Source organism: Polaromonas sp. P1_A2 (assembly GCF_056406895.1).
Genome location: NZ_JBFTZI010000002.1, coordinates 687,187 through 713,088, shown reverse-complemented (window position 1 = coordinate 713,088; position 25,902 = coordinate 687,187). Strand labels below are relative to the sequence as shown.

At 64.8% G+C, this 25,902-nt stretch carries 26 protein-coding genes; 12 read left to right on the top strand and 14 right to left on the bottom strand.

The window, feature by feature from the left end; translation table 11 throughout:
• The first annotated feature begins 195 nt into the window (after positions 1-195).
• A complete protein-coding gene (locus tag AC1D09_RS10335; RefSeq protein WP_477663134.1) occupies positions 196-1,302 on the top strand; it encodes a porin in 1,107 nt (368 codons plus the stop codon).
• Positions 1,303-1,306: 4 nt separating this feature from the next.
• Here the strand turns inward: AC1D09_RS10335 and AC1D09_RS10330 are convergent, their stop codons facing one another.
• A complete protein-coding gene (locus AC1D09_RS10330) occupies positions 1,307-2,392 on the bottom strand; it encodes a patatin-like phospholipase family protein (protein WP_477663133.1) in 1,086 nt (361 codons plus the stop codon).
• 80 nt (positions 2,393-2,472) lie between these two features.
• Entirely contained in the window at positions 2,473-4,845 is a 2,373-nt protein-coding gene (locus AC1D09_RS10325; protein WP_477663132.1) for a Tex family protein, read from the bottom strand.
• 206 nt (positions 4,846-5,051) lie between these two features.
• On the opposite strand from AC1D09_RS10325, the gene AC1D09_RS10320 reads away from it, so the two are divergent.
• The 11 genes from AC1D09_RS10320 (at position 5,052) to AC1D09_RS10270 (ending at position 14,479) form a co-directional block, all read left to right on the top strand.
• On the top strand, positions 5,052-5,570 hold the full coding sequence (locus tag AC1D09_RS10320) for a hypothetical protein (protein WP_477663131.1): 519 nt from the start codon (positions 5,052-5,054) through the stop codon (positions 5,568-5,570).
• 104 nt (positions 5,571-5,674) lie between these two features.
• Positions 5,675-6,418 (top strand): DUF1223 domain-containing protein, encoded by a 744-nt coding sequence (locus AC1D09_RS10315; protein ID WP_477663130.1) that lies wholly within the window; start codon positions 5,675-5,677, stop codon positions 6,416-6,418.
• Positions 6,419-6,448: 30 nt separating this feature from the next.
• A complete protein-coding gene (locus tag AC1D09_RS10310; RefSeq protein WP_477663129.1) occupies positions 6,449-6,946 on the top strand; it encodes a GNAT family N-acetyltransferase in 498 nt (165 codons plus the stop codon).
• 75 nt (positions 6,947-7,021) lie between these two features.
• On the top strand, positions 7,022-7,372 hold the full coding sequence (locus AC1D09_RS10305; protein WP_477663128.1) for a GlpM family protein: 351 nt from the start codon (positions 7,022-7,024) through the stop codon (positions 7,370-7,372).
• 12 nt (positions 7,373-7,384) lie between these two features.
• Complete coding sequence (locus AC1D09_RS10300; RefSeq protein WP_477663127.1) at positions 7,385-7,903, top strand: hypothetical protein; 519 nt, start codon at positions 7,385-7,387, stop codon at positions 7,901-7,903.
• A gap of 23 nt (positions 7,904-7,926) precedes the next feature.
• Positions 7,927-8,412: a rod shape-determining protein gene (locus AC1D09_RS10295; protein WP_477663126.1), complete on the top strand. Its 486-nt coding sequence runs from the start codon at positions 7,927-7,929 to the stop codon at positions 8,410-8,412.
• A gap of 208 nt (positions 8,413-8,620) precedes the next feature.
• Positions 8,621-9,763, top strand: a complete 1,143-nt coding sequence (locus tag AC1D09_RS10290; RefSeq protein ID WP_477663125.1) for a M10 family metallopeptidase C-terminal domain-containing protein — start codon at positions 8,621-8,623, stop codon at positions 9,761-9,763.
• Positions 9,706-11,310, top strand: a complete 1,605-nt coding sequence (locus tag AC1D09_RS10285; RefSeq protein WP_477663124.1) for a calcium-binding protein — start codon at positions 9,706-9,708, stop codon at positions 11,308-11,310. Before AC1D09_RS10290 ends, AC1D09_RS10285 begins: the two co-directional genes overlap by 58 nt.
• 119 nt (positions 11,311-11,429) lie before the next feature.
• Positions 11,430-12,659: a phosphoglycerate dehydrogenase gene (gene serA, locus AC1D09_RS10280; RefSeq protein WP_477663123.1), complete on the top strand. Its 1,230-nt coding sequence runs from the start codon at positions 11,430-11,432 to the stop codon at positions 12,657-12,659.
• 247 nt (positions 12,660-12,906) lie between these two features.
• Positions 12,907-13,254, top strand: a complete 348-nt coding sequence (locus AC1D09_RS10275) for a hypothetical protein (protein WP_477663122.1) — start codon at positions 12,907-12,909, stop codon at positions 13,252-13,254.
• A 364-nt stretch (positions 13,255-13,618) separates the two neighbouring features.
• Positions 13,619-14,479 carry a calcium-binding protein gene (locus AC1D09_RS10270; RefSeq protein WP_477663121.1) on the top strand — a complete coding sequence of 287 codons (861 nt, stop codon included), beginning with the start codon at positions 13,619-13,621 and terminating at the stop codon, positions 14,477-14,479.
• Between the two features lie 6 nt (positions 14,480-14,485).
• Here the strand turns inward: AC1D09_RS10270 and AC1D09_RS10265 are convergent, their stop codons facing one another.
• The 12 genes from AC1D09_RS10265 to AC1D09_RS10210 form a co-directional block, all read right to left on the bottom strand.
• The gene (locus AC1D09_RS10265) at positions 14,486-15,079 is read right to left on the bottom strand and encodes a DsbC family protein (protein WP_477663120.1); all 594 of its coding nucleotides are present in this window, start codon (positions 15,077-15,079) and stop codon (positions 14,486-14,488) included.
• Between the two features lie 46 nt (positions 15,080-15,125).
• Positions 15,126-15,965, bottom strand: a complete 840-nt coding sequence (locus tag AC1D09_RS10260; RefSeq protein ID WP_477663119.1) for an alpha/beta fold hydrolase — start codon at positions 15,963-15,965, stop codon at positions 15,126-15,128.
• A complete protein-coding gene (locus tag AC1D09_RS10255; RefSeq protein ID WP_477701038.1) occupies positions 15,965-16,870 on the bottom strand; it encodes an SDR family oxidoreductase in 906 nt (301 codons plus the stop codon). Before AC1D09_RS10255 ends, AC1D09_RS10260 begins: the two co-directional genes overlap by 1 nt.
• A 101-nt stretch (positions 16,871-16,971) precedes the next feature.
• Positions 16,972-17,427: a GNAT family N-acetyltransferase gene (locus tag AC1D09_RS10250; RefSeq protein ID WP_477663117.1), complete on the bottom strand. Its 456-nt coding sequence runs from the start codon at positions 17,425-17,427 to the stop codon at positions 16,972-16,974.
• Entirely contained in the window at positions 17,424-18,362 is a 939-nt protein-coding gene (locus AC1D09_RS10245; RefSeq protein ID WP_477663116.1) for a glutathione S-transferase family protein, read from the bottom strand. Before AC1D09_RS10245 ends, AC1D09_RS10250 begins: the two co-directional genes overlap by 4 nt.
• Before the next feature lie 26 nt (positions 18,363-18,388).
• Complete coding sequence (locus tag AC1D09_RS10240; RefSeq protein ID WP_477663115.1) at positions 18,389-20,029, bottom strand: isovaleryl-CoA dehydrogenase; 1,641 nt, start codon at positions 20,027-20,029, stop codon at positions 18,389-18,391.
• A gap of 24 nt (positions 20,030-20,053) precedes the next feature.
• Positions 20,054-21,070, bottom strand: coding sequence for an NADP-dependent oxidoreductase (locus AC1D09_RS10235; RefSeq protein WP_477663114.1), 1,017 nt, complete (start codon positions 21,068-21,070; stop codon positions 20,054-20,056).
• 50 nt (positions 21,071-21,120) lie between these two features.
• A complete protein-coding gene (locus tag AC1D09_RS10230; RefSeq protein ID WP_477663113.1) occupies positions 21,121-21,576 on the bottom strand; it encodes a PaaI family thioesterase in 456 nt (151 codons plus the stop codon).
• Between the two features lie 6 nt (positions 21,577-21,582).
• A complete protein-coding gene (locus AC1D09_RS10225; protein WP_477663112.1) occupies positions 21,583-22,374 on the bottom strand; it encodes an SDR family oxidoreductase in 792 nt (263 codons plus the stop codon).
• A gap of 193 nt (positions 22,375-22,567) precedes the next feature.
• Positions 22,568-22,798, bottom strand: coding sequence for a hypothetical protein (locus AC1D09_RS10220; protein ID WP_477663111.1), 231 nt, complete (start codon positions 22,796-22,798; stop codon positions 22,568-22,570).
• Positions 22,798-24,621, bottom strand: coding sequence for an acyl-CoA dehydrogenase (locus AC1D09_RS10215; RefSeq protein ID WP_477663110.1), 1,824 nt, complete (start codon positions 24,619-24,621; stop codon positions 22,798-22,800). The genes AC1D09_RS10220 and AC1D09_RS10215 overlap by 1 nt, the downstream gene beginning before the upstream one ends.
• A gap of 91 nt (positions 24,622-24,712) precedes the next feature.
• Entirely contained in the window at positions 24,713-25,888 is a 1,176-nt protein-coding gene (locus AC1D09_RS10210; RefSeq protein WP_074574256.1) for an acetyl-CoA C-acyltransferase, read from the bottom strand.
• Positions 25,889-25,902 lie beyond the last annotated feature (14 nt).

Here is a 25,902-nt window from a genome sequence, read left to right as displayed (position 1 = left end):
TCAACCGAATATGGTTACGTTTCATAACCATAAACGGGCGACTTGGCAAGAGTCTATTTACTTATTATTTATAACCAAAATCCCGTTACGCTTCGGCTTGTGGTTAACGATTTCCACGCTGGCGGGTTGCGGGCGCATGGCCTCGGCCGGACGCCGGTCGCTAAGCACGCCGGATCAACAACATCAGGAGACATCATGAAGACCCAATTGTTCGCACTTTCGGTGCTGTCGGCCGCCAGCTGCGCGGTGCAAGCCCAGAGCTCCGTCACGGTGTATGGCGCGCTCGATTCCTACCTCGAGCTGGCCTCCGCGGGCAACGGCACGGTGACGCGCGTCTCCAGCGGCGGCGCCATGGGCTCGCGCTTCGGCTTTCGCGGCACGGAAGACCTGGGCAGCGGCCTGAAGGCGAACTTCATCCTGGAAGCCGGCATTTTGATGGACACGGGCGCCAGCACCGGCACCGCCACCGTTCCGACCAGCACCGTGCCGACGGGCGCCGCCTATATCTTCCAGCGCCTGGCGACGGTGGGCCTGAGCGGCGACTTCGGCGCCGTCAACATAGGCCGGCAGTACACACCGCACTTCGGCACCATGGCGGCGTTTGACCCGGCCGGTTTCACCATGTCGGGCGCCCTGAATTACTACGCCGGCCCCGGCGTGGGCATCAACGGCGGCTCGCTGGCCGACGCCACCACGCGCCGCGACAATTCCATCCAGTACACCACGCCGACCTGGGGCGGCTTCAAGGCCAACCTGTTCTACGCCTTTGGTGAATCAAACGGCGCGGGCGGCCAGCCCAAGTCCACCGGCAACACGCTCAACATCGCGGCCGGCTACAGCAGCAGCACGCTGTCGGCGCAAGCGAGCTACATGACGGAAAAAACCATTTACATCGTCGGCAACACCGACAAGTACACCGTCCTGGCGGCGTCCTACGATTTCGGCGTGATCAAGCCTTCGGCGATTTTTGTGCGCCGTCGCGGCGACATGGCCGGCGCGCCCGCCCTCGACGCCTACCAGATCGGCGCCTCGGCGCCCGTGGGCGTCGGCAAGCTGATCGCCACTTACGGCCAGCTGAAAAACAAGACCACGGCGAATTCGGACTCCAAGGCCATTGGCGTGCGCTACGACTACCCGCTGTCCAAGCGCACCACGATTTACGGCGGCGTGACAAAAATCAGCAACCAGGCCAATGCCGGCTACACCATCAGCGGCGGCGGCGGCAGCTCGCCGGGGCTGGCGCTGTCGGCCGTCGGCCAGAGCCCGAAATCGGTGTACGCGGGTATCGCGCACATGTTCTAAACGGTCAGAGCGCGCCCAGCTTCCCCAGGTCGGGCCGCGCCAGCCAGGCCTGCCATTCCTCGGCCAGCTGCGCGCTGGCCGCGGTGGCCGCGCTCCAGGCTTTCACCCTGGCCTGCATATCCGGCCCGTAGCGCACAAAGTCCTGGCGGTCGGGCAGCTTGGCGTTGGGCAGGGTTTTGATCCAGTCCGGGTCGGGCGCCAGCAGCACCATGTTGTCCAGGAAGTGGGTGGCCTTGTGGCGCCACTTGAGGCCTTTGTCCAGCCAGCCGGGCACCACCGATTTCTGGAAGTGCGGATACAGCACCAGGCCGGCACCGCCCGCCGCGCCTGGGGCGCTGTAGTTCAGGTGCAGGTGGTAGTCGGTGATGCCGCCATCCCAGTAGGCGCCGGGCGGCCCGCCGGGCACGTTGTGCACCGAGCGCAGCACAAAGGGAATCGAGCAGCTGGCTTGCAGCGCGGGCTGGAAGTTGTCTTCGCTGAGGTCGACCTGGCGCGTGCGGTAGTCGCCGGTGGCGAAAGGCAGTTTCACACCGGGCGTGGAAAACACCACACGCTCCAGCCAGGCGCCCATGGCCTTGCGGTGCAGGCTGTTGGTCAGGAAGGCGCCTAAATAGCCCAACGGCGTGGCGACTTTGTGCTCGCGGCCCAGCATGTGGCGCCCGCGTGAGGTCACGATGTGCAGCCTGTAGCGCGGGTGCTGCAGCACTTCGTGCACGCGGCCGCCGTAAAAGGCCTTGAGGCTCTCGCCGAACTGCTCGCTCACCCTGTCCGCGGTCGGGCGCTTCTGGCCGGGCTGCAATTCATAGTGCTGGTGGATGTAGTCGTCTTCCAGCCGCGAGAAGCCGGCCGCCGGGTCCTTCAGGCAGGCCGTGGCCATGCGCCAGGCGCCTATCGACGCGCCGACCAAATGGACGGGATGGTCGGTCTGCGCCAGCCACTCGCCAAAGATAAAACGATCCAGCGCGCCCAGGATCAGGCCCTTGGGGCCGCCGGCCGCGCCCGGCACCACGCCGATGTCCCTGGCCTGCAGGCCGTTTTGTTCAATGTGCCGGCGCGCCTTGGGGCCGGCGTAGATGCGTAGGGCTTTCATGGAGCGTGGAGTGTCGGGCGTATTGGAGCATCAAGCCGGTGGCGCGCTTGTCCTTTGCGGGACGGCCGCGCCCTGCCCGCTTATTTCTTGAGCGCTGCCAGCTTGCTGAAGGCCGATTCCATGGCCGTGGCGGCCGCCGGTTGCGGCGCGCCGCGCCCGCCGCCGTAATTGCCACCGTAGTTGCCGCCGCGGCCCTGCCCGCCGGGCCGCGCGCTTTCAAAGCGGTTGTCGCGCGGGCCGTCGCGGCGCGCCGGCGCGGCGTCCAGTTTCATAGTCAGGCCTATGCGCTTGCGCGCCACGTCGACCTCGGTCACGCGCACCTTGACGATGTCGCCGGTCTTGACGACTTCGCGCGCGTCGTTGACGAACTTGTTGGCGAGCTGGCTCACATGGACGAGGCCGTCCTGGTGCACGCCGATGTCGACAAAGGCGCCGAAGGCCGCGACGTTGCTGACCGTGCCTTCCAGCGTCATGCCTTCCTTGAGGTCCTTGATGTCTTCCACGCCCTCGTTAAAGCGCGCCACCTTGAAGTCGGGGCGCGGGTCGCGGCCGGGTTTCTCGAGTTCGGTCAGGATGTCCTTGACGGTGATCACGCCGAACTGTTCATTCGCGAACAGCTCGGGCTTCAGGGTCTTGAGCATCTCGGCGCGGCCCATGAGCTCGGCCACCGGCCTGCCGGTGTGGGCCATGATTTTTTCGACCACGGGATAGGTTTCGGGGTGCACGCCGGTCATGTCCAGCGGGTTGCTGCCGCCGCGCAGGCGCAAAAAGCCCGCGCTCTGCTCAAAGGTCTTGGCGCCCAGGCCGGTCACCTTGAGCAAATCGGCGCGCGAGGCAAAAGCGCCGTTGGCATCGCGCCAGCGCACCACCGACTTGGCCACGGTTTGCGACAGGCCCGAGACGCGCGCCAGCAGCGGCACGCTGGCGGTGTTGAGGTCCACGCCCACGCTGTTCACGCAGTCCTCGACCACGGTGTCCAGGCTGCGCGCCAGGTCGCTCTGGTTGACGTCGTGCTGGTACTGGCCCACGCCAATCGACTTCGGGTCTATCTTGACGAGTTCGGCCAAAGGGTCTTGCAGGCGCCGCGCGATGCTGGCCGCGCCGCGCAGGCTCACGTCCACGTCGGGCATTTCCTGCGAGGCGAATTCGCTGGCCGAGTAGACCGAGGCGCCGGCCTCGCTGACCACGACTTTTTCGATCACCTGCTCGACCTTGGCCATGCCCTTGATCAGGTCGGCGGCGAGTTTGTCGGTTTCGCGGCTGGCCGTGCCGTTGCCGATGGCGATCAGGTTCACGCCGTGTTTTTCGCAGAGCTTGGCCAGGGTGTGCAGCGAGCCGTCCCAGTCCTTGCGCGGCTCGTGCGGGTAGACGGTGGCGGTTTCCACCAGCTTGCCGGTGGCGTCGACCACCGCCACCTTGACGCCGGTGCGTATGCCCGGGTCCAGGCCCATCACCACACGCGGGCCGGCGGGCGCGGCCAGCAGCAGGTCGCGCAGGTTGTCGGCAAACACCTTGATCGCGACTTTTTCGGCCTCCTCACGCAGGCGGGTAAACAGGTCGCGCTCCAGCGAAAGGCTGAGCTTGACGCGCCAGGTCCAGGCCACGGCCTTGCGGATCAGGTCGTCGGCCGGGCGCGCCTTGTGGCTCCAGCCCAGGTGCAGCGCGATCTTGCCTTCGGCGATGCTGGGCTTGCCGGGCTCGGCTTGTTCCGGCAGCAGCAGCTTGGCGTCCAGGATCTCCAGCGCGCGGCCGCGGAACACCGCCAGCGCGCGGTGCGAAGGCACGCGGCCTATCGGCTCGTCGTACTCGAAGTAGTCGCGGAATTTGCTGTTGTCGGCGTTGTTCTCGTCCTTGCCGGCCACCAGCTTGGAGCTGAACAAGCCTTCGCTCCACAGCCAGTTGCGCAGCGACTGCACCAGTCCGGCATCCTCGGCCCAGCGCTCGGAAAGGATGTCGCGCACGCCGTCCAGCACCGCCTGCACCGTGGTGAAGTCGTCGCCGCTTTCGTTTTTCTCGGCCTTCACAAAGGCCGCGGCCTCGTCGGCCGGTACCAGGGAGGGGTCGGCGAACAGCTTGTCGGCCAGCGGCTCTATGCCGGCTTCGCGCGCGATCTGGCCCTTGGTGCGGCGCTTGGGCTTGAAGGGCAGGTACAGGTCTTCCAGGTCCTGCTTGGTGGCGGAAAATTCAATGGCCGCGCGCAACTCGGGTGTGAGTTTGCCCTGCTCCTCGATGCTTTTGAGCACGGCCTCGCGGCGCTCTTCGAGCTCGCGCAGGTAACCGAGCCGGTATTCAAGTTCGCGCAGCTGGATGTCGTCGAGCCCGCCGGTGGCCTCCTTGCGGTAGCGCGCGATAAAGGGAACGGTGGCGCCGCCGTCCAGCAGCTCCACGGCTGCCTTGATCTGGTGTTCCTGGACTTTGATTTCTGCCGCGATCTGGCGGATGATTTTTTGCATATCGGAAAAAAGTGGCTGGAAAGGCTAAAGAGGGTGAAACGGATGAACGGATGAAACGGGATCGGGCGGCCGCAGGCGCGGGACTCGCGAACCCGGAAACTGACGCCAAGGGTCGGCATTGTCCCACAGGCAAACCCGGGGCCCGCTCCCAATAATTGAGCCGGGCTGAAAAGCAATTTCTTACATTTATTCCAGGGGAGACTGATATGCGAATCCGCACGATATTGCTGGTGGTAGGCATCCTGCTGCTGTCGGGTTTGGTTGCCCTCAACCTTGACGAGTTCACGCGCGTGAGCATGCTGAGCCTGGGCTTTACCACCGTGCAGGTGTCGCTGGGCCTGCTCATGCTGCTGCTGCTGGTGATCGCCACCGTGGTCTTCCTGGCCAGCACGCTCTATATCCAAAGCACCCACCTGCTGGAAACCCGCAAGTACGCGCGCGAACTCAACACCCAGCGCGAACTCGCCGACAAGGCCGAGGCCTCGCGTTTCACCGAACTGCGCAGCTACCTGGAGGTGCAGGCGCTGGCCGCCCAGCACCGCGAGGCCGCCGCGGCCACCGTGCTGGCCGAACGGTTTGCCCAGCAGCAGCAAGCCCTGCTGGCGCGGCTGGAGCAGATCGACAACAGCGTGGCGGCCCACGTGGGCCAGCTGGAAGACCAGCTTGAGCGGCGCAACGGCATGAACAGCCTGCAAAAAGACCACCTGACCATGCCCCTGGTATGAGGGTGTAGCGCTGTAAGAAAGCCCGGCGCCGCGCGACCAACGGCCATCAGCAGCCGCCTGCCCTTTTCGGGTGCGGCGCTGCTTCAACGCCATTGGAGACGCCCATGCCCAACCCTTCACCCTGGATCGCCGCTGCCTTGCTACCGCTGAGCTGCGGCGTGTTTGCGGCGCAAAACACCTGCAGCGCCGCGTCGGGGCCGGCGGTCACGCCGGTGATGGAGCTCTACACCTCCGAAGGCTGCAGCTCCTGCCCGCCCGCCGACAAATGGCTGTCCTCGCTCAAGGGCTCGGGCATGGTGGTGCAGGCCTTCCACGTCGGTTACTGGGACTACATAGGCTGGGTGGACCGCTTTGCCGCACCCGCCTACACCCGGCGCCAGCACGAGGTGGCCGCCCGCAACGGCCTGCGCAGCGTCTACACCCCGCAAGCCGTGCTCAACGGCAAGGACCTGCCGGCCTGGGGCCCCAGGCCGCCCGGCGGCAAGGAGCCGGCGCGCGCGGCCATCGTGTTGACGCAGCTGGGCGCCGACCAGTTCGAAGCCGTGGTGACGCCGGTGGCCGGGCGACAGCTGTCGCCTTCGTGGGCGGCCTACTGGACCGTCACCGAACACGGCCACAACTCCAAGGTGCAGGCCGGCGAAAACGCCGGCGCCGTTCTCAAGCACGACTTTGTGGTGCGCCAGTACGCCCAGGCGGGTGAATACCCCGGCCAAAGCGCGACGCCGCAAAAGCTGGCCTTTCGCAGCATCGCCGCCACCCCCGGCCATGAACGCCAGGTCAACCTCGTGGTGTTCGACCCCAAAACCGGCAAGACCCTCCAAGCCGTGAGCCTGCAATGCCCGGTTTAGGAAAATTGGGGCTTGCCGCACAATGGCGCAATGGATCCCCGGCCCGCGCCCTCGCCCTCTTCACTGCCACCCGGCTTGCGCGCGCCTGAGGCCACCGACTACCTGGCACTGGGCGGCTGGATCCGCGACGCCGACACCTGCCTGCGCTGGGCCGGACCCAAGCTGAAGTATCCGTTCAGGCCGGCACGGCTCGCGAAGTTGCTGGCCGAGCCCGGCGCCAACAGCTTTGTGATGAGCCGCGGCCCGGCGGCCCCGGCCCTGGGTTTCGGGCAGTTTTGGGTGCGCGACCCCGGCGTGGCGCACCTGGCCCGCATCATCCTGGCGCCCACGGCGCGCGGCCAGGGCCTGGGCACCACGCTGTGCGAACTGCTGATGGCCGAGGCCGCGCGCGCCGTCGGCGCCACGGCCTTCACGCTGCGTGTTTATCGCGACAACGACCCGGCGCTGGCGATTTACGAGCGCCTGGGTTTTGCCGTGGTGCCGGACCTGTCGGACGCGCGGGTGTTTGCCATGCGCAAGCAGGCCTGAAGCCCGGCGCCCGGCCTTCGCTAAACTCTGCCGCATGCCTTCTTGCCGCCCCGCGCGCCCTTCTTTCTTTTTCGCATGATCTCGCTGTTCCTCAAATGCCTGCTGGGCGCGCTGGCCGTGCTGCTGATTGCCCTGCTGTCCCGCTCGCGCAACTTTGTCATCGCCGGACTGGTGCCGCTGTTCCCCACTTTCGCGCTGATCGCGCACTACATGGTGGGCAGTGAACGCAGTGCCGCCGATTTGCGCGCCACCGCGCTGTTCGGCCTGTGGTCGCTGATTCCTTATGCGGCTTACCTGCTGGCGGTGTACTGGCTCAGCGTGCGGACCACATTAACCGTGACACTGGCCGCCGCCACCCTGGCCTGGGCTGTGGCGGCCGGTGCGCTGCTGCTGGGATGGAGCCGCGCTTACCCCACGTCCTTCTGAGCCCAAGCCCGCGTGAACAGACTCAAAAAAATCCTGCGAAGCCTGCTGCTGGCCCCGGTGGCCCTGTTCCTGCTGTTCGAGGAATGGGGCTGGGAACCGCTGGCCGCTGCCTTCGCGGCGCTGGGCCGGCTGCCCTGGTGGGGCCGGCTGGAGCGCTTCATCACCGGCCTGCCGCCCTGGGCCGCGCTGCTGGCCTTCGGCGTGCCCGTGCTGGCGCTGATTCCCGTCAAACTGCTGGCGTTGTACCTCTTCGGCCAGGGCCATATCACCATCGGGCTGGGCTTGATTCTTGCAGCGAAGATTGCGGGAACGGCAATGGCGGCCCGCCTGTTCCAGCTGACGCAACCGGCGCTGATGCGCATGGCCTGGTTCGCGCGGCTCTACACGCCCTGGAAGGCCTGGAAAGACAAGCTCATCGCGCAGGCCAGGGCTTCCTGGGCCTGGCGTGTGGCGCGCCGCCTGAAGACGCGACTCAAGCTGGCGGGCGCCAGGCTGCTGGCGGCGCTGAAAGCCGTTTTTTCTGAAGGCTGAATTTCACGGGGATTTTTCGCACCATGTTCGATCTTTTCCAGCCACCGTTGTACATACGCCTGTCGCCGTTTCGCCTGACGGTGCGCAACGTCAAGACCGGCGCCTTGGTGTCTGAAGTGCCCGAGATCGCCCTCTCGCGCGGACCCAAGCCCAAGCTGCTGGGCGCCGGCGACGAAGCCGCCTTGTACAAATCCAGCAAGTCGGCGCAGGTGCTCAACCCTTTCAGCCATCCGCGCACCCTGGTGTCCGACTTCACGCTGGGCCAGCAGTTGATCAAGGCCTTTATCAAGAAGCTGCCCAAGGGCAGCGCCCTCGCCGCCGCGCCCCGCGTGGTCTTCCATCCCCAGGGTGACCCGGCCGGCGGCTTCACCCAGATAGAGATAAGGGCCCTGCACGAGATGGCCCTGGGCGCCGGCGCTTCGGAAGTCACCATCTGGCAGGGCCAGGACCTCACCGACGAACAGGTGCTGTCGCGCAACTACCCCTCCACGGGGCGGGTGCTGGAATAGCGGTATAGCCCAGAAGTTCACAAAAATTGTCCGCAAGAAAACAATTCCGCTCGGGTCACCATGCGGCCATGACTACTATTTACTCACACAGCCATGGTGACCTGATTCGCTTTCCTGACGGGGCCAGCGGATGCCGCGAACAAGAGCGGCAAATGGGAGCCAGGGTGAAACCTTATCCCGGCCCACCAAGACCCCAAGGACGCACGCCATGCCAGCACCTCTGCCCCACTGGACTTCCGAGCAAGCCGCAGACAATTTCATACGCGAGTGGGCCACCCCTGCCGGAGGTTTGCCCGTAACCTACACCTACCATTTCTATTCACAGTCGGAGCTGGAGACACTGGCTAGTCGCCACGACGAGGACGAGCGATATCTAATGGGTATCCCGTTTACGGAGGAGCAAAAGCGTCAAACGCAGTTGGCGCTCAGGCTTTGGGCTGATGTCGCGAACGTGCGCTTCAACTTGGTGGACGAGATTCCCGATCCAGATCCCGGTAGCGGGGTCAAGTGCATCTATTTCGCAACTAGCGACTGTGATGAGGCCTGGGACGGAATCACTGAGTGGCCTAATCCTGCTGATCCACAAGATAGAGGGGACCACTTTGCTAAGCAGAGTAAGGTCTTTATCAAAAAAACCGTCTGGGACAGTGGTACGTCGCTACCCCACCTAGGCCTCCCCTGGGGCCCTGGTATGGTGTTGCTTCACGAAATTGGCCATGGCATTGGCCTTTCCCATACGACTAACGATTCAAACAAAGTTTATTCTGGTGTCTATGCGGAAGACACCCATCAATACGCGGTCATGTCATACCCAGCCGCGAGTCTCAGCGGCGCCGATTACAGGAACAAGTTTCCCCAAACGCCGCAACTCCATGACATCGCCGCAGTGCATAAAGCCTACGGCGCCAACATGAGCACCCGAACAGGCAACACCACTTACGGTTTTAATGCCTCGGGCCTGGGGGATATTGCTGGAATTTTCAACTTTAGCGTCAACACAAAACCCGTTCTGTGCATCTGGGATGCCGGCGGCATCGATACGCTGGATCTGTCGGGCTACACCACGGCGTCACGGATAGACCTCAACGAAGGCGCCTTCAGCGACGCGGCGGGAATGACCAAAAACATCGCCATTGCCTTCGGCGCGAAGATTGAAAACGCCGTGGGCGGATCAGGCGACGACAGCCTGACGGGGAATGCGTTAGACAACACGCTCTCAGGGGGCGGTGGCGATGACAGCGTGTTCGCCGCACTGGGCAACGACATCCTTTATGGCGGTGCGGGTATGCCAGCATGCTGCTTTCGGTCCAGAGCCAGGATGGCCTGTTTGACTCCGCGCCCAACACCCTGAGCTTCAATATCACGGCCGTCAACGACGCGCCCAAGGTCGAGCTCAGGCTGCAGGGCGGCACAGCCCCCATCACGGGCACAACGACAATACGCCAAGGCAATAGCCTGACCGGCACGGTGACCGATGTGGACGGCCTGGGCCTTGTGAGCTACCAATGGCAGGTTTCGGCGGATCGGCTCACCTGGAGCGCCATCGCCGGGGCCACGGCCGCCAGCCTCACGCTCACGCCCCAGCTTGCCGGCCGGAGTGTGCGCCTGGCCGTCAGTTATACCGATGGCGGCGGCACCCGGGAAAGCCCGGCCAGCATCGCCAGCGCGCCCGTCAACCGCCTGGTGGGCACGGACGGCGACGACAGCCTGATGGGCACCGACGGCGACGACTCAGTGTCCGGACTTGCCGGCAAGGACACCGTCTGGGGACTGGCGGGCAACGACACGCTCAATGGCGACGCGGGCAACGACTTGCTTGATGGCGGAGAAGGCAACGACAGCATCTTCGGCCAGGGGGGCAACGACGCCCAGTATGGCGGAGGCGGCAACGACCTCCTGCAGGGCGACGACGGCAACGACACGGCATCGGGCGGCGACGGCAACGACACCTTGAACGGCCAGGCGGGCGATGACCGGCTCAATGGCGACGCGGGCAACGACACCCTGTGGGGTGGTGATAACAACGACAGCCTGTTCGGCCAGGCCGGCAACGACCAGCTTTACGGCGAAAACGGCAATGACTACCAGCAGGGCGATGAGGGCGACGATGCCCTGGACGGCGGAGCCGGCAATGACACCCTGCTGGGCGGCAATGGCAACGACAGCTTCTATGGCCAGGCGGGCGATGACGCGATCAATGGCGAGAACGGCAACGACACGGCATCGGGCGGCGACGGCAACGATACCTTGAATGGCCAGGCGGGCGATGACCGGCTCAATGGGGACGCAGGCAATGACTTGCTTGATGGCGGAGAAGGCAACGACAGCATCTTCGGCCAGGAGGGCAACGACTACCAGTATGGCAGAGGCGGCAACGATCTCCTGCAGGGCGATAACGGCAACGACATCCTGTGGGGCGACGCCGGCGACGACAGGCTGCTTGGCGGTGACGGCGACGACGGCCTGATGGGTGGGGATGGGCGCGACACTTTGGCCGGTGGGGCTGGTGGGGATTCTTACTGGTTTGGGCGTGGCTATGGAGCGGACGTGGTGGAAGAAGATGACCCCACCGCCGGCAGCCGGGATGAGCTGGTATTCAATGACCACCTCAGAGGAGACATTCAGGCCAGCCAGCTGTGGCTGCGCCGGGTCTCCAACGACCTGGAGGTGCGCATCATCGGCACCAACGACATGGTGACCATCACGAATTGGTACTTGGGCACCCGCCACCATGTGGAGCAGATGAGAATCCATGACGGCAAGACCCTGCAGCACATCGACGTCGACAAGCTGGTGCAAGCCATGGCCGCCTTTGCGCCACCGGCCGCGGGGCAGACCACACTGCCGCCGTCTTACCAGAGGGCGCTTGCGCCAGTACTGGCGGCTGCCTGGCATTGAGTGCCAGGGCCGCCGGCCGAGACCGCGGCAAAGGGCCTGGCGGCACCAACCGCCCGCCTGCATGGGTATTTGGCATGCGTCATACTGGGTGGCCCTTTACTCAGCACCGCGCCGCCTCCATGAACAAAACCTCGGTCGACAAGCACAAAATCAAATTCCTGCTGCTCGAAGGCATACACCCTTCCGCCGTGGAGGTTCTCAAGGCCGCGGGCTACTCCAATATTGAAAGCCTGCCGGGCGCCCTGCCCGACGACGAGCTCAAGGCCAAGATCGCCGACGTGCATTTTGTCGGCATACGCTCGCGCACCCAGCTCACGGCCGAGGTGTTTGCCCAGGCCGGCAAGCTGGCCGCCGTCGGCTGCTTTTGCATAGGCACCAACCAGGTCGACCTGGTCGCGGCCCGCGAGCGCGGCATCGCGGTGTTTAACGCGCCCTACTCCAACACCCGCTCGGTGGCCGAGCTGGTGCTGGCCGAGGCGATCCTGCTGCTGCGCGGCGTACCCGAAAAAAGCGCGGTGGCGCACCGCGGCGGCTGGCTCAAGTCGGCCGAGAACGCGTATGAAATCCGCGGCAAGACTTTGGGCATCGTCGGTTACGGCTCCATAGGCACGCAGCTCTCGGTGCTGGCCGAGGCTTTGGGCATGCATGTGGTGTTCTTCGACGTGGTCACCAAGCTGCCCCTGGGCAATGCGCGCCAGGTGGCCCAGCTCAAGGACTTGCTGGCCCAGTCCGACGTGGTGAGCCTGCATGTGCCTGAAACCCAGGCCACGCAGTGGATGATGGGCGCGGCCGAAATCGCCGCCATCAAGCCCGGCGGCGTGCTGATCAATGCCTCGCGTGGCACGGTGGTCGAGATCGAGCCGCTGGCCCAGGCGCTGAAAAACAAGAAGCTGCTGGGCGCCGCGATCGACGTCTTCCCCGTGGAGCCGCGCAGCAACAAGGACATCTTCGAGTCACCGCTGCGCGGCCTGGACAACGTGATCCTCACGCCGCACGTGGGCGGCTCCACCATGGAAGCCCAGGAAAACATTGGCATAGAAGTCGCCGAAAAACTCGTGAAGTACAGCGACAACGGGACCTCGACCTCCTCCGTCAACTTCCCCGAAGTCGCGCTGCCCGCCCACCCCGGCAAACACCGCCTGCTGCACATACACCGCAACGTGCCCGGCGTGCTCTCGGACATCAACAAGGTATTCGCTGGCAACGGCATCAACATCGCCTCGCAGTACCTGCAGACGAACGAGGCCGTGGGCTATGTGGTGATCGACATCGACGCGGCGCATTCCGACATGGCACTGGCCAAGCTGGCCGAGGTGCCTGGGACAATACGCAGCCGCGTGCTGTTCTAAGGCCGGGCACCTCCTCGCCCACCGCCCGGGGCCGGCGCGCGCACGCCCGGTGTGCAGCGGCGCAGGCCGCAAAGAAGTGAATATCACCCAAATAGCCAAACTTTGTCCATCCGCGGACAAAGAAGTGGCGATAGCCCAGCAAGCGCCCGGCACAGCGCATAAGCTCCGCACCGGTTCAACCGTCTTGCGTTGAAAAACAGCAGACCGCAAGACATCCACACCGTGAAACCGTGAAGGAGTCAAGAAAATGCGCGAACCCTTATTCAACCCAAGCTTGCCGCACATGGCCAACATGGCGGGTACTTATTGGCGGCACGGGCAGGCGGCCAAGGGCGGCGGCCCGCTGCCGGCCGGGCTGCCGAGTGAGATCTACCACGCCAACAACCTCTGGCATCTCTGCTGCCGTGAGCCGTACGAGCCTCCATGCGAAAACATCGAGGGCCACGACATCGTCAGCGCGCTGCAGTGCGCGCATGAGGAGACGGTGGCCCTGTGGCTGGCCGGGTCGTGGCGCTGCAACCTGGGAAGCAATGGGACCATCGCCCCGCATGCAGAACGGCCTGTTTCGCTGTTGCCTGGAAAAACCACACGATAAGCATCGTCCTTGTGTATTCGTTGTCTGTGGTTCTCCTTGCGCATGGACACAAAGGCCGGTCGCACCCCTTCCGATCAGGCGCCAGATAAACCAAATGACTTAGGCCAATGTCTTTTTGCGGGCAAAGGAGTCACGATTGTTGCCTGGGGACGATGCGACACCCGGAAGTTGCGCGCTTTGGCTTGTAAGCTCCGCGCTTTGTTTTTGAGTGGGTTGCCGAAATGAATCGGCCTGAATTGCTCGGACGCATCCTCTTTTGCTTTCATCGCTTTCGCTTTACCGAAGTTCCAATTCAATCAAGCCGCCAACTTCATAAAGTCGTCGCGTTCTATCGGTAATCTGATCTTTGTGATGAGGAGTTAACGTGATCCCGCGTTTTTTTGTCGTGGTGTTTACCTACGCGCTTTCGATGCCTGCCCTATATATGACGCTTGTAGCGGCCGTTGAAGAGCTCCGGTCACCAAGCAGTTCATTTGCCTTGGCTGCGGTGTGGGTTGCAGCCTGGGCGATTCACCTTGCCATGAGTAGCACATGGGTATTTGACATTCATTTAACAAAAGCCTGGCCAACCGCGGGTAACGACTGCTATGTCGTGGACAACGCCAGTGACCTGGTGATTGAAGAGGTGAACGCCGGCATGGACACGGTGCAGGCCAGTGTCAGCTACACGCTGGGAGCCAATCTTGAAAACCTCAAGCTGGCCGGTAGCGCAGCCATCGATGGCCGCGGCAATACTCTGGCCAATATGCTGACCGGCAATGCGGCGGCCAACTTCCTGCACGGAGGTGACGGCAATGATGTGCTTGATGGCCAAGCGGGCAAGGACATGGTGGTCGGCGGCGCGGGCAATGATACTTTCCTCATGGGCCGTGGTTATGGCGTGGATACCGTGCTGGGGTATGACACTACGGCCGGTAAAACTGACGTGCTGCAGTTCCAGGCCGGTATCATTGCCAGCCAACTGTGGTTCCGCCAAGCCGGCGGCAACCTGGAAGTGAGCATCATCGGCACGGGTGACAAGGCCATCGTGGAGAACTGGTATATGGGCAATGCCTACCACGTAGAGCAGATCAAAGCCGGCGACGGCAAGCTGCTGCTGGACACGCAGGTGCAAAACCTGGTGCAAGCCATGGCCGCCTTTGCACCGCCGCCCATGGGCCAGACGACCTTGACGGTCGCGCAGCAAACCGCGCTGGCGCCCGTGCTGGCCGCCAGCTGGCACTGATACGGCTTACTGCGCCGGCACCTGCAAGCCCAGCAGCTCCGCCAGCGCGGCCGTCGGCAAGGCGCCTTCCTGCGATACCACCGCGCCGGTCTGGGCATGGATGCCGACGATGCTGGGGATGCCGCTGAAACCCATGCGGGTCATCAGGGCCGTGTTTTTGGCAACGGCGTCTTTTTGCGGGTCTATGCTGCTGGCAGCGCTGATGCCGCCCCGCCCTGCTTTCATGGACGCTTCATGTTCATCCATGGCGGCCACCGGGTCGCCGGCGGCCAGCAAGGTGGCGCCTTGCGAGGTGCTGGCGGCGTTGAGGATGCCGACGGGAATCCAGACAAACTTGGCCTGGGACTTGAGAGGCTTGGCGGCCTCCCACAGCACGGCGCAGTGCGGGCACTGCGCGTCAAAAAACACATAGACGGTGCGCTTGCTCATTTGCGAGCCGGCGATAAAACCCTTGGCCTCGGCCGCGATGGCGTCCACCGAAACAGCTGCGGCCGCCGCGGGTTTGGGTGCGGACGCTTCGGGGGCGTCGTTGCAGCCGGCCAGCAACAGGCTGGCGGCCATTAACGCGGCGGCGAAAAATGAGGTCAGGGGTTTGAGCATGGTGGCGGCCGTTGGTGAACGAAAGGCCAAGAATAGCTCAGCCCCTCTATTTCGACAGCGTCTCCGCCAATTCCCCCGCCAGCATCAAGAATTCCGGCGAGCGCAGCACCGACACATGGGTGGCGTTCATCGCATAGGTCACGCGGGTCTTGAGGCCGCGCGCCTGCAAGGCCCGGGTGTAGCTTTCGCTGAACAGGGGCAAGGTGTTTTCGTCCTTGTTGCCGACCACCAGGCTGACCAGGGTGCCCGGCGGCAGCTTGCCGGCTTCGGCCAGCGGCGACAGGCTGGTCCAGGCGCCTTTCTTGCCGGCCGAACCGGCCCGCCACTGCCGCCACGCGGGCACATCGCAAGGGCATGCGGCCAGCAGGTAGGCATCAGCGCTGCCGGGGAAGCGGCCGGCCAGCAGCGCCGCCATGGCCGCGCCGCCTGAATGGCCGACCAGCAGGATTTTTTTATTGGGATTGAGGCTGCGCAGGTTTTGCAGTGCGCTGGCCACGATCTCGATGTTCTGCGGCGTGTAGTCGTCGTCGCCCGGGCTGGACTGGCCGTCGGACGTGCCCAGGTCGCTGCGGTAGCCGGGCCGCTGCACCGCGACTGTGACGGCCTGGAGTTTTTCGGAGAGCATGGCGGCAGCGCCGCTGTCGGCCTTCAGTTCGGTGCGCCCGCCGTTGTCGCCATGCAGGAAAACGACCAGCACCTTGGGCGTGGTGCGGGTCGAAGCCTGCGCGGGCGCAATCGTGCGTATGACCAGGCAGTGCCGGCTGTCCCCTGCCCGCTCAATGCCGTCGGCCTTTTTGCCGTCAGGGCATGTGGCCTGCTGGGCCCAGGCGGCCCAAGGCAAACCGGCCAGCAACAGGCCGGCCAGGGCCAGGCAGATGCGGCGCATCAGGCGCCGCGCAAGGCGGCCTTCAGCTGCTGGCCTATCTCGGGCTTGTCGGCAAACGGGTCGGTCGGGTTGCGTGCCTGCAGCACGTCTTCCAGCCGGGTCTGCACCGAGTTAATGGCCTTGGGGTGGCTGTAGATGTAGAACTGGTTGCTGGCGATGGCGTCAAACACCAGCTGCGCCACGTCGGCCGCGGTGACCTTGCCGGAACCCACGGCCTTGCCGGTCATGGCCTGCTGGATCATCTGGCTTTTGGTGGGCTTGCCGGCGGCGAGATCTGCCGGGCGGTTGCGGTGGCTCATGCCTATGCCGGTGGCCACAAAGAAGGGGCACAGCACCGAGGCGCCGACCTGGTCGGTCACCAGGCCCAGGTCCTGGTACAGGGTTTCGCTGAGGGCCACCACGGCATGCTTGCTGACGTTGTAGACACCCATGTTGGGCGGATTCAACAGGCCGGCCATGCTGGCGGTGTTGACGATGTGGCCCTGCCATGACGGGTCTTTGGCGGCGGCTTCGAGCATCATGGGCGTGAAGATGCGCACGCCGTGCACCACGCCCATGACGTTGACACCCATCACCCATTCCCAGTCCTTGAGGCTGTTTTCCCAGATCAGGCCGCCCGCGCCCACGCCGGCGTTGTTGAAGACGAAGTGCGGCGCGCCGAAGCGCCCGTACACGGCCTGGCCCATGGCCTCCATCTGCGCGGCGCTGGAGACGTCGAGCTTGAAGGACAGCACCTGGGCACCGGCGGCCTTCATTTCGGCCTCGGCCTTGTCCAGCGCGTCCTGCTGCACGTCGACCAGCACAAGGTTCATGCCGAGTTTGGCGCCCAGGCGCGCGCATTCCAGGCCGAAGCCGGAGCCCGCGCCGGTCAGCACCGCGGTTTTGCCTTTGAAGTCCGTGATCATTGCGTGTCTTCCTTGATAGCTTGAATAGGAAAATTGTCCATGAGGCGCGCCCTTGCGCGTGTCACCCAGGGAACTCAGGTAGTTCAGGTCATTCGGGTCAGTCAGGCCGCCCGCAGCATCTCGATGTGCGGTATGCCGTCTTCGATATAGGGTTCGCCGTTCTGCACAAAGCCGTGCTGCTGGTAAAACTTTTCAAGCCGCGCCTGGGCCCCTATGCGTATGGCTTGCGGGCCCCAGTGCGCTTGCAGACGGTCAACGGCCTCCTTCATCAGCACATGGCCAGTTCCGCCGCCGCGCGCCGAGGCATGGGTGACCACGCGGCCTATGCTGGCCTCGGCGAATTTCACGCCGGCGGCAAAACAGCGCGCATAAGCGGCCAGGCGGCCGTCCCGCACACCCAGCAAATGCATGGCCTCGGTGTCGGCGCCGTCCAGGTCCTGGAAAGCGCAGGCCTGTTCCAGCACAAAGACTTCGCTGCGCAGCTGCAGCAATTCATACAGTTCCAGGGTGGTCAGCGCCTTGAAGGGGATGAAACGCCAGGTGATGATGCCGGTCATGCGCGGGTAGCTGCTTTCAATGAATAGCCTATGCGCGGGAAGTGCACGTGCACGGTGCCGGCGCGCGGGTCGCTGCGGCGCAGCGTGTAATGCATGCGCGTGGCGGCAATCAGCTCGCCTTCGGTGGGCTCGGGGCCGAAGCTTTCGCTGGTGACCTGCACCAGGGTGCCCAGCGGGATGCCGTGCTCGTCCTGGAACAGCTCGTCGTGCAGCGGCGCGGGCGTGGCGGCGGCGGCCACCGCGATGGCGTCGGCGGAGCTGAGTTTTTCAGAACTGCCCTGGCCTATGGCGGCCATGCGGTCCATCCAGTCCAGCACGGCCGGCGTGAGCTTGAGGATGCCGGCGAGCGCCGGGGTCTGCACCCGCGTGAACCACAGCGGGTGGTACATCGCAAAATCGGCGATGCAGGGCACCTCGCCGAGCAGAAAGGGCCTGTCGTCCAGCATGTCGGAGATGCGCCGCAGATAGGACTTGTAGGCCGCCGCGGCATCGCCGGCGCGCAGGCGCGGCATGCCAAAGCTCATGGCCTTGCGGTCTTCGCCAAAGGCGCGCGCGGCTTCGGGCGGCGCTTTCTCGAAGATCTGCGCGATGCCCTTGGGCTGGCTGTTGTAGGCCATGGAGGTCCAGAACAGCGTGTTATCGGCCCAGTGCGCCAGCGTGCGCGCCAGGCCTTTGCTGGGCTCGGGGTAAAGGCTAGGCGTGGGCTGCAGGTGCTCGAGCACGTCGCTGATCAGCGCGGTGTCGCAATAAATGTCGGCGCCAATTTGCAGTATGGGCGTCTTGCGGTAGCCGCCCGTGAGCGCCACCACGTCGGGCTTGGGCATGATCATCGGGATGATGACGGACTTCCAGGCCAGGTTTTTGTAGCCCAGCATCAGCCGCGTTTTTTCGGCGAAGGGCGATGTGGGGTAGTGGTGAAGAATCAGCTCGCTCATGGGTGTCTCCGGGATTTTTTGTGGGATTAACGAGGCATGGCCCGCGCGATGATGGCGTTGAAATCGGTGCCGGCGCCCAGCGTGCCGAAGGACTGGCCCCAGTTGCCGGCCAGGCGCGAATCACAAAAAGCGCCGAAGACGGCCGAGGGTGCCGTCTGCAGCAGCAGCGCGGCCTGCACCGCGAGCGCCACGTCCTGCGCCAGGCGGCGCGCTTCGACCTCACTGGCCATGTCTTCAATGCGCGTGGGCAAGGCGGCGGCCAGTTTGTCCAGCGCCGGGTGCGCGCCTTTGGCTGCGGCAAGCTCCTGCGCCAGCGCGGCCACGGCATCGGCCTTGCGCAGGGCGCGCAGCAAGTCCAGCGCCATGATGTTGCCAGCGCCTTCCCAGATCGAGTTGAGCGGCATCTCGCGGTAGACGCGGGCCATGATGCCCTCGCCGCCCTCCTCCACATAACCATTGCCGCCCAGGCATTCCATGGCCTCCTGCGCGAAGTGGCTGCCGCGCTTGCAGATCCAGAACTTGGCAACCGGCGTCAAGAGGCGCGCCATGGCGGCTTCGTGGGCATCGCCCGGCCGGTCGAAGGCCCGGGCCAGGCGAATCGCCAGTGCCGTGGCGGCTTCGGATTCAAGCGCCAGGTCAGCCAGCACATTGCGCATCAAGGGCTGCTCCACCAGCAGCTTGCCGAAGGCCTTGCGCTGGGAGGTATGGTTCAGCGCCAGGGCCAGCGCCTGGCGCATCAAACCGCTGGTGCCCAGGGCGCAGTCCAGCCGCGTCATGGTGCCCATTTCCAGAATCTGCGGAATGCCGCGGCCTTCCTCGCCGACCAGCCAGGCCTGCGCGCCTTCAAACTCCACCTCGGAGCTGGCATTGGCCTTGTTGCCGAGTTTGTCCTTCAGGCGCTGGATGCGGATGGTGTTGAGGCTGCCATCGGGCAGCACGCGCGGCAAGAAAAAACAGCTCAGGCCGCTTTGGGTCTGGGCCAGCACCAGGAAGGCGTCGCACATGGGCGCCGAAAAAAACCATTTGTGGCCGGTAATGGCATAACGCTCGCCCCAGCCGTCGCGGCCCGAAGGCTCGGCCCGCGTGGTGTTGGCCCGCACGTCGGAGCCACCCTGCTTTTCGGTCATGCCCATGCCCATGGTGAGGCCGGCCTTGGCCTGCCAGGGCTTGAGTTCGGCGTCGTAGGCGCGGCTGGCCAGCTTGGGGCCCCAATCGGCGTAAATCGCCGTGTTGCCGCGCAGCGCGGGCGTGGCCGCATAGCTCATGGAGATGGGGCAGAGGATCGACGGCTCCAGCTCGGTGAAGAGCATGAAGCCCGCGGCGCGCCGCACATGCGGGGACACCGCCTCATCGGTCCAGGGCGTGCCATGCAGGCCCGCACCCGTCGCCAGCTTCATGAGCACGTGATAGCTTGGGTGGAACTCCACCTGGTCCACACGCCGCCCGAAGCGGTCGTGGCTGTGCAGCACCGGCCCGTGCACATTGGCCAGGCGCGCATGGGTCTGCATGGCGCTGCTGCCCAGCGCGGCGCCCAGCTGGCCCAGTTCCGTGCTGTCCAGGCCGGGCGCGTTGAATTTCAGCGCATCGCGCAGCGGCCGGTTGCTGGCCAGCAGGTTGTAGTCCGACAGCGGCGCGGGCTGGTTGAAGACTTCATGGGTGGGGTTCATGGCAAACCTCCTGCGGGGTTTGGCTTAAATGAGCTTGACCAGCTGCTTGCCGAAGTTTTTGCCTTTAAGAAGACCCAGAAACGCTTCAGGCGCCGACTCAATGCCCTGCGCCACGCTTTCACGCGGGCGCAGCTTGCCGGTGCCCACCAGGGTGCCGAGTTCCTTGAGCGCTTCGGGCCAGACTTCCATGTGCTCGGCCACGATAAAACCTTCGAGCTTGAGGCGGCTGGTCAGAATCAGCGCCGGGTGGGCCAGCGGCAAGGGCCGGCCGTCGTAGCCGGCGATCACGCCGCACAGCGCGATGCGGCCGAAGGCGTTCATGCGCGGCAGCACGGCGTCCAGCACCATGCCGCCCACGTTCTCGAAATAGCCGTCTATGCCGTCGGGGCAGGCATCGCGCAAGGCCTTGGACAGCGAGGCCGCGTCGGCGTGCAGCTTGTAGTCGATGCAGGCGTCAAAGCCGAGTTCATCGACCGCGTATTTGCATTTGTCGGGCCCGCCCGCGATACCGACCGTGCGGCAGCCGCGCGCCTTGGACAGCGCGGCAAAGGCGCTGCCCACGGCGCCGGTGGCGGCGCTGACCACCATGGTCTGGCCGGCCTTGGGTTCTATGATTTTGACCAGGCCGTACCAGGCGGTGACGCCGGGCATGCCGACCGCGCCCAGGTAGTGCGACAGCGGCACATGGGTGGTGTCCACCTTGCGCAGCGCGCCGGGCTGGTCGGCGCTGACCACGCTGTATTCCTGCCAGCCGCCCATGCCGACGACCTTGTCGCCGGGCTGGAACTTGGGCGAGCGGCTTTCGACCACCTCGCCGGCCGTGCCGCCAATCATGACCTGGCCCAGCGGCTGGGGCGCGGCATAACTTTTGGAGTCGTTCATGCGGCCGCGCATATACGGGTCCAGGCTCAGGTAGTGGTGGCGCACCAGCACCTGGCCGTCCTGCAGGGGCGGCGTGTCGCTGGAGACCAGCATGAAGTTGCTTGCGCTGGCCTCGCCGGTGGGACGGTTGTCGAGAAGGATTTGCTGGTTGATGGGCATGGGGGTCTCCTGTGAATCGTGTGCCGCGTTCGGGCCGCGGCGGGGGGGCGTCAATCGGTGGAAATCGCGCCGCCGGGCGCGTCCGCCTGGCCGGCAGCGGGCTTGCGTTTGACGTATTTAAAGGTACCGGTCGAATGCGCGCAGGCCTGGCCCAGCACATCGTATAGCGTGGCTTCGGTAAACGCCATGGTGGCGCTACGGTGCATGAGCCGGCCCTTGGCCGTCAGCCGGCTGCCGTCGCCGGGCGCCGGCCGCATGAAGCTGGTCTTCATTTCAATGGTGACCACGCCCATGTCTTTTTGCACACTGCGCGCCGCCGTGGCCATGGTCACGTCCAGCAGCGTCATGATGGCGCCGCCGTGCGTCACGGCAAAAGAGTTGAGGTGCTCGGCTTGGGGTGTATAGCCTATGGCCGAGGCACCGCCCGTGAACAGCTCCAGCTCAAAGCCCAGATGCCTGACAAAAGGGATATCGGCGCCGAAGTCCATCAGCTCTTCCCAACCCATCTCTACTTAACCACCCGTTACGACTGATACGCCGCCGTCGACGGCCAGCCACTGGCCGGTGATGTGTTTGCCGGCATCCGAGGCATAGAGCACGCACAGGCCCTTCAGGTCCTCGTCGTCGCCCAGGCGGCCCAGCGGCGCGTGCGAGGCGAGTTTTTCCTCGCCCAGCGCCTTGAGGGTGCCCACGGTCATCTTGCTCGGGAAAAAGCCCGGGCAGATGGCGTTGACGGTGATGTTGTACTTGCCCCATTCGCAGCCCAGCGCGCGCGTGAAATTGACGACGGCGCCCTTGGAGGTGTTGTAGGCCACGGTGGTCATCTCGCGCGGGTTGCCGCCCAGGCCGGCGATGGAGGCCACGTTGATGATGCGGCCGGACTTGCGCGCGATCATGCTGTGCTTGGCGATGTGCTGGCTCAGGATGAAATAGCCGCGGATGTTGAGGTTCATGACCTTGTCCCAGGCTTCGACCGGGTGGTCTTCGGCGGGCGCGCCCCAGGCGGCGCCGGCATTGTTGACCAGGATGTCGACATGGCCCAGGCGCTTGATGGCCTCGTCGGCCAGCGCGCGTATGTCCTCTTCTTTCGAGCAGTCGGCGGCGATCCAGTCGACGTCTATGCCGGCGGCCTTGAGTTCGGCGGCGGACTCGATGAGGTCTTCGGCCTTGCGCGAGCTCAGGATGACCTTGGCGCCGGCCTCGCCCAGCGCCTGGGCCAGTTGCAGGCCCAGGCCGCGCGAGCCGCCGGTCACGAGGGCGGTCTTGCCTTTGAGGTCAAACAGTTGCTGGATGCTACGGGTCATGGAGGGTCTCCTGTGTGTGTTGTTCATGCGCCCTCCCTTTGTGCCGGGCGGGGATGATGGTGTTGAAATGAGGGTGGTGTCAGGCAGCCGCGGCTGCGATGTTTTCACTTGGGTCGGACCTCGCCATATTGGCACAACATCGCGCCGCTTGCAGTCCCTGCTGTCGTGGCGGCGACTTCCGTCCAGGCGCTGCTCAGGGCCCCACGTTGATGCGGGAGCGCACGTAGATCAGCAAAAAGCCCACCGCCGCGACAAGGCCGCCGACGACCACCAGCGACCAGCCTATGGCGTCGTCCGTGCGCTGGACCGACAGGCCCAGCACCAGGGTCAGCAGCCCGCCGTAGATCAGTATCCAGATCAGGGCCTGCAGGCGCGCCACGTTCTTGTTGGACACAGGGTCGGCGGACGGTTTGAAAAATGCCATTAAAAAGCCTCCTCGGGCAGCTCGGCGCAGGTCAGGTCGCGGTTTTCAACCACCTTGAGCCAGGCGTCGATCTTGGGTAACTCGTAATGATAAAAGTAGCGCATGGCCCCCATTCGCCCCGCATGCGGTGCATCCGCGGACAATGAGAGACTGGCCAGGGCCACGTCCATCCACAGCCACGCCAGCACGGTGTGGCCGAAGGCCTGCATATAGGGTACCGCATTGGCCAGGGCCTCGCCGGGTTCGCCCGTGGCCCAGGCCGCCTTGGTGGCGCTGCCCACATGCTGGAGCGCCTTGCCCAGCGCGTTGGCATGCACCGCCAGCGCGGGCTGCTGTATGGCTTTTTCAATCGTGGTATTGATGCGGGCGGCCAGCAGTTGCAAGCCCCTGCCCCCTTCCATCAGCACCTTGCGGCCCAGCAGGTCCATGGCCTGGATGCCGTGTGTGCCCTCGTGGATCATGTTCAGGCGGTTGTCGCGCCAGTACTGCTCCACCGGGAAGTCGCGCGTGTAGCCGTAGCCGCCGTGCACCTGGATGGCCAGGGAATTGGCCTCCAGGCACCATTCGCTGGGCCAGCTCTTGGCGATCGGCGTCAGCACCTCCAGCAGCAGGCGCGCGTCGTCGGCGGCCTGCGCTTCGGCGGTATGGTTTTCGTCCACCAGGCGCGCGCAGTAGAGCTCCAGCGCCAGCGCGCCTTCGCAATAGGCTTTTTGCGCCAGCAGCATGCGCTTGACGTCGGCGTGCTCGATGATGCGGATCTGCGGCTGGGAGGCGTCCTTGCCGCCCACACCCACCGGCCTGCCCTGCGGCCGGTTTTTGGCGTAGTCCAGGCTGGCGTAATAACCCGCCATGCCCAGCATGGTGGCGGCCGTGCCCACGCCTATGCGCGCCTCGTTCATCATGTGGAACATGCAGCGCAGGCCTTCATGCGGCTTGCCCACCAGGTAGCCGACGGCGCCGGCCTGGCCGTCCACCGGGTATTTGCCTTCGCCGAAATTGAGCAAGGTGTTGGTGGTGCCGCGCCAGCCCAGCTTGTGGTTCAGGCCCGCCAGCGCCACGTCGTTGCGCACGCCGGTGAGCTCGCCTCTGGTATTGACCATTTTCTTGGGCACGATGAACAGCGAGATGCCGCGCGTGCCGGGGATCAGCTTGCCGTCCGGCCCCGGTATCTTGGCCAGCACCAGGTGGATGATGTTGTCAGTCAGCTCATGCTCGCCGGCCGAGATCCACATCTTGTTGCCCTTGAGGCGGTAGCGCGCGCCCAGCGGGTCGGCCTCAAACCCTTCGCCGTCGGGCACGGCGCGCGTGGTGACGTCGCTCAGCGAAGAGCCGGCCTGCGGCTCGGACAAACACATGGTGCCCGAGAAGCGGCCCGAGAATTCGTTCTTCGCGAAGACTTCTTTTTGCAGCTCGGTGCCGTGCACCATCAGCAGGTTGGCATTGCCGGTGGTCAAGAGGCCGGAGCCTATGCTGACCGAGGCCATGGCAAAAAAGGCGTTGGCCGCGGCCTCGACGGTATAGGGCAACTGCATGCCGCCGACTTCATAGTCCTGCGCGGCGCTGAGCATGCCGGAAGCCGCATAGGCCTTCTGCGCATCATGCGTGGCCTGCGGCAATATCACTTTTTCGCCGTCGAAATGCGGCTCCTGCGTGTCCACCGCGCGGTTGAAGGGCGCGTATTTCTCGCGCGCGATGCGCTCGCAGGTATCAAAGACCGCGTCAAAGGTCTCGCGCGAATGGTCGGCGAAGCGCTCGCGCTGGTTCAGCGACTCGGCATCCAGCCATTGGTACAGCAGGAAGTCCAGCGTGGGCCTGAGGCTCATGACGGGCTCCCCGGCTGGCAGGCGGGCGGGAAGGCAGGAAACACCTGCCCTTTCTGAAGGAGCAGGGTTTCATCCATGGTGCTTGCCCGGTTTAGAGGACTTCGTAAATGCCAGCCGCGCCCATGCCGCCGCCAATGCACATGGTCACGCAGACGCGCTTGGCGCCGCGGCGCTTACCCTCGATCAGCGCGTGGCCCGTCAGGCGCTGGCCGGTCACGCCGTAGGGGTGGCCGACGGCAATCGCGCCGCCGTTGACGTTGAGCTTGTCCATGGGAATGCCCAGCTTGTCGGCGCAGTACAGCACCTGCACGGCAAAAGCTTCATTGAGCTCCCAGAGGTCGATGTCGTCAATCTTCAGGCCCAGCTTGGCCAGCACCTTGGGGATCGCGAAGACCGGGCCTATGCCCATCTCGTCGGGTTCGCAGCCGGCGACCGCAAAACCGAGGAAGCGGCCCAGGGGCTTGAGGCCTTTCTTTTGCGCCACGGTTTCGCTCATGACGACCACGGCGCCGCCGCCGTCGGAGAACTGGCTGGCATTGCCGGCCGCGATCACGCCGCCGGGAATCGCCGGCTTGATGCCGCTGATGCCTTCCTTGGTCGTGCCTTCGCGTATGCCTTCGTCCTTGCTGACGGTGACCTGTTTGGTCGTCAGGCCCATGACCTTGTCGGCCACGCCGGCCGTCACGGTGATGGGGGCGATCTCGGCTTCAAAGAGGCCCGCGGCCTGCGCGGCCGTGGCCTTTTGCTGGCTCAGCGCGCCGTATTCGTCCATGCGGTCGCGCGAGATGTTGTAGCGTTTGGCGACCTGCTCGGCCGTCTGCAGCATGTTCCAGTAAATCTCGGGCTTGTTCTTGGCCAGCCAGGCTTCCTGCAGCATGTGGGTGTTCATTTCCTGCTGCACGCAGGAGATGCTTTCGACGCCGCCGGCCACATAGATGTCGGCTTCGCCGGCGATCACGCGCTGGGCCGCCAGGGCAATGGTCTGCAGGCCCGACGAGCAAAAACGGTTGACCGTCATGCCCGAGACGGTGACGGGGCAGCCGGCGCGCAGCGCGACCTGGCGCGCGATGTTGGCGCCGGTCGCGCCTTCGGGCGTGGCGCAGCCCATGATCACGTCATCGACTTCACCGGCCTCGATGCCGGCGCGTTTGAGCGCATGCTCGACGGCGTGGCCGCCCAGGGTGGCGCCGTGCGTCATGTTGAAAGAGCCCTTCCAGCTTTTGGCCAGGGGGGTGCGTGCGGTGGAAACAATGACTGCTGAGCTCATGAAATTCTCCGGAA

Excerpts from the sequence above, each read along its gene's own strand:
- AC1D09_RS10335 (WP_477663134.1), top strand. The coding sequence starts at position 196 with ATGAAGACCCAATTGTTCGCACTTTCGGTGCTGTCGGCCGCCAGCTGC.
- AC1D09_RS10330 (WP_477663133.1), bottom strand. The coding sequence starts at position 2,392 with ATGAAAGCCCTACGCATCTACGCCGGCCCCAAGGCGCGCCGGCACATT.
- AC1D09_RS10325 (WP_477663132.1), bottom strand. The coding sequence starts at position 4,845 with ATGCAAAAAATCATCCGCCAGATCGCGGCAGAAATCAAAGTCCAGGAA.
- AC1D09_RS10320 (WP_477663131.1), top strand. The coding sequence starts at position 5,052 with ATGCGAATCCGCACGATATTGCTGGTGGTAGGCATCCTGCTGCTGTCG.
- AC1D09_RS10315 (WP_477663130.1), top strand. The coding sequence starts at position 5,675 with ATGCCCAACCCTTCACCCTGGATCGCCGCTGCCTTGCTACCGCTGAGC.
- AC1D09_RS10310 (WP_477663129.1), top strand. The coding sequence starts at position 6,449 with ATGGATCCCCGGCCCGCGCCCTCGCCCTCTTCACTGCCACCCGGCTTG.
- AC1D09_RS10305 (WP_477663128.1), top strand. The coding sequence starts at position 7,022 with ATGATCTCGCTGTTCCTCAAATGCCTGCTGGGCGCGCTGGCCGTGCTG.
- AC1D09_RS10295 (WP_477663126.1), top strand. The coding sequence starts at position 7,927 with ATGTTCGATCTTTTCCAGCCACCGTTGTACATACGCCTGTCGCCGTTT.
- AC1D09_RS10290 (WP_477663125.1), top strand. The coding sequence starts at position 8,621 with ATGCCAGCACCTCTGCCCCACTGGACTTCCGAGCAAGCCGCAGACAAT.
- AC1D09_RS10285 (WP_477663124.1), top strand. The coding sequence starts at position 9,706 with ATGCTGCTTTCGGTCCAGAGCCAGGATGGCCTGTTTGACTCCGCGCCC.
- serA (WP_477663123.1), top strand. The coding sequence starts at position 11,430 with ATGAACAAAACCTCGGTCGACAAGCACAAAATCAAATTCCTGCTGCTC.
- AC1D09_RS10275 (WP_477663122.1), top strand. The coding sequence starts at position 12,907 with ATGCGCGAACCCTTATTCAACCCAAGCTTGCCGCACATGGCCAACATG.
- AC1D09_RS10265 (WP_477663120.1), bottom strand. The coding sequence starts at position 15,079 with ATGCTCAAACCCCTGACCTCATTTTTCGCCGCCGCGTTAATGGCCGCC.
- AC1D09_RS10260 (WP_477663119.1), bottom strand. The coding sequence starts at position 15,965 with ATGCGCCGCATCTGCCTGGCCCTGGCCGGCCTGTTGCTGGCCGGTTTG.
- AC1D09_RS10255 (WP_477701038.1), bottom strand. The coding sequence starts at position 16,870 with ATGATCACGGACTTCAAAGGCAAAACCGCGGTGCTGACCGGCGCGGGC.
- AC1D09_RS10250 (WP_477663117.1), bottom strand. The coding sequence starts at position 17,427 with ATGACCGGCATCATCACCTGGCGTTTCATCCCCTTCAAGGCGCTGACC.
- AC1D09_RS10245 (WP_477663116.1), bottom strand. The coding sequence starts at position 18,362 with ATGAGCGAGCTGATTCTTCACCACTACCCCACATCGCCCTTCGCCGAA.
- AC1D09_RS10240 (WP_477663115.1), bottom strand. The coding sequence starts at position 20,029 with ATGAACCCCACCCATGAAGTCTTCAACCAGCCCGCGCCGCTGTCGGAC.
- AC1D09_RS10235 (WP_477663114.1), bottom strand. The coding sequence starts at position 21,070 with ATGCCCATCAACCAGCAAATCCTTCTCGACAACCGTCCCACCGGCGAG.
- AC1D09_RS10230 (WP_477663113.1), bottom strand. The coding sequence starts at position 21,576 with ATGGGTTGGGAAGAGCTGATGGACTTCGGCGCCGATATCCCTTTTGTC.
- AC1D09_RS10225 (WP_477663112.1), bottom strand. The coding sequence starts at position 22,374 with ATGACCCGTAGCATCCAGCAACTGTTTGACCTCAAAGGCAAGACCGCC.
- AC1D09_RS10220 (WP_477663111.1), bottom strand. The coding sequence starts at position 22,798 with ATGGCATTTTTCAAACCGTCCGCCGACCCTGTGTCCAACAAGAACGTG.
- AC1D09_RS10215 (WP_477663110.1), bottom strand. The coding sequence starts at position 24,621 with ATGAGCCTCAGGCCCACGCTGGACTTCCTGCTGTACCAATGGCTGGAT.
- AC1D09_RS10210 (WP_074574256.1), bottom strand. The coding sequence starts at position 25,888 with ATGAGCTCAGCAGTCATTGTTTCCACCGCACGCACCCCCCTGGCCAAA.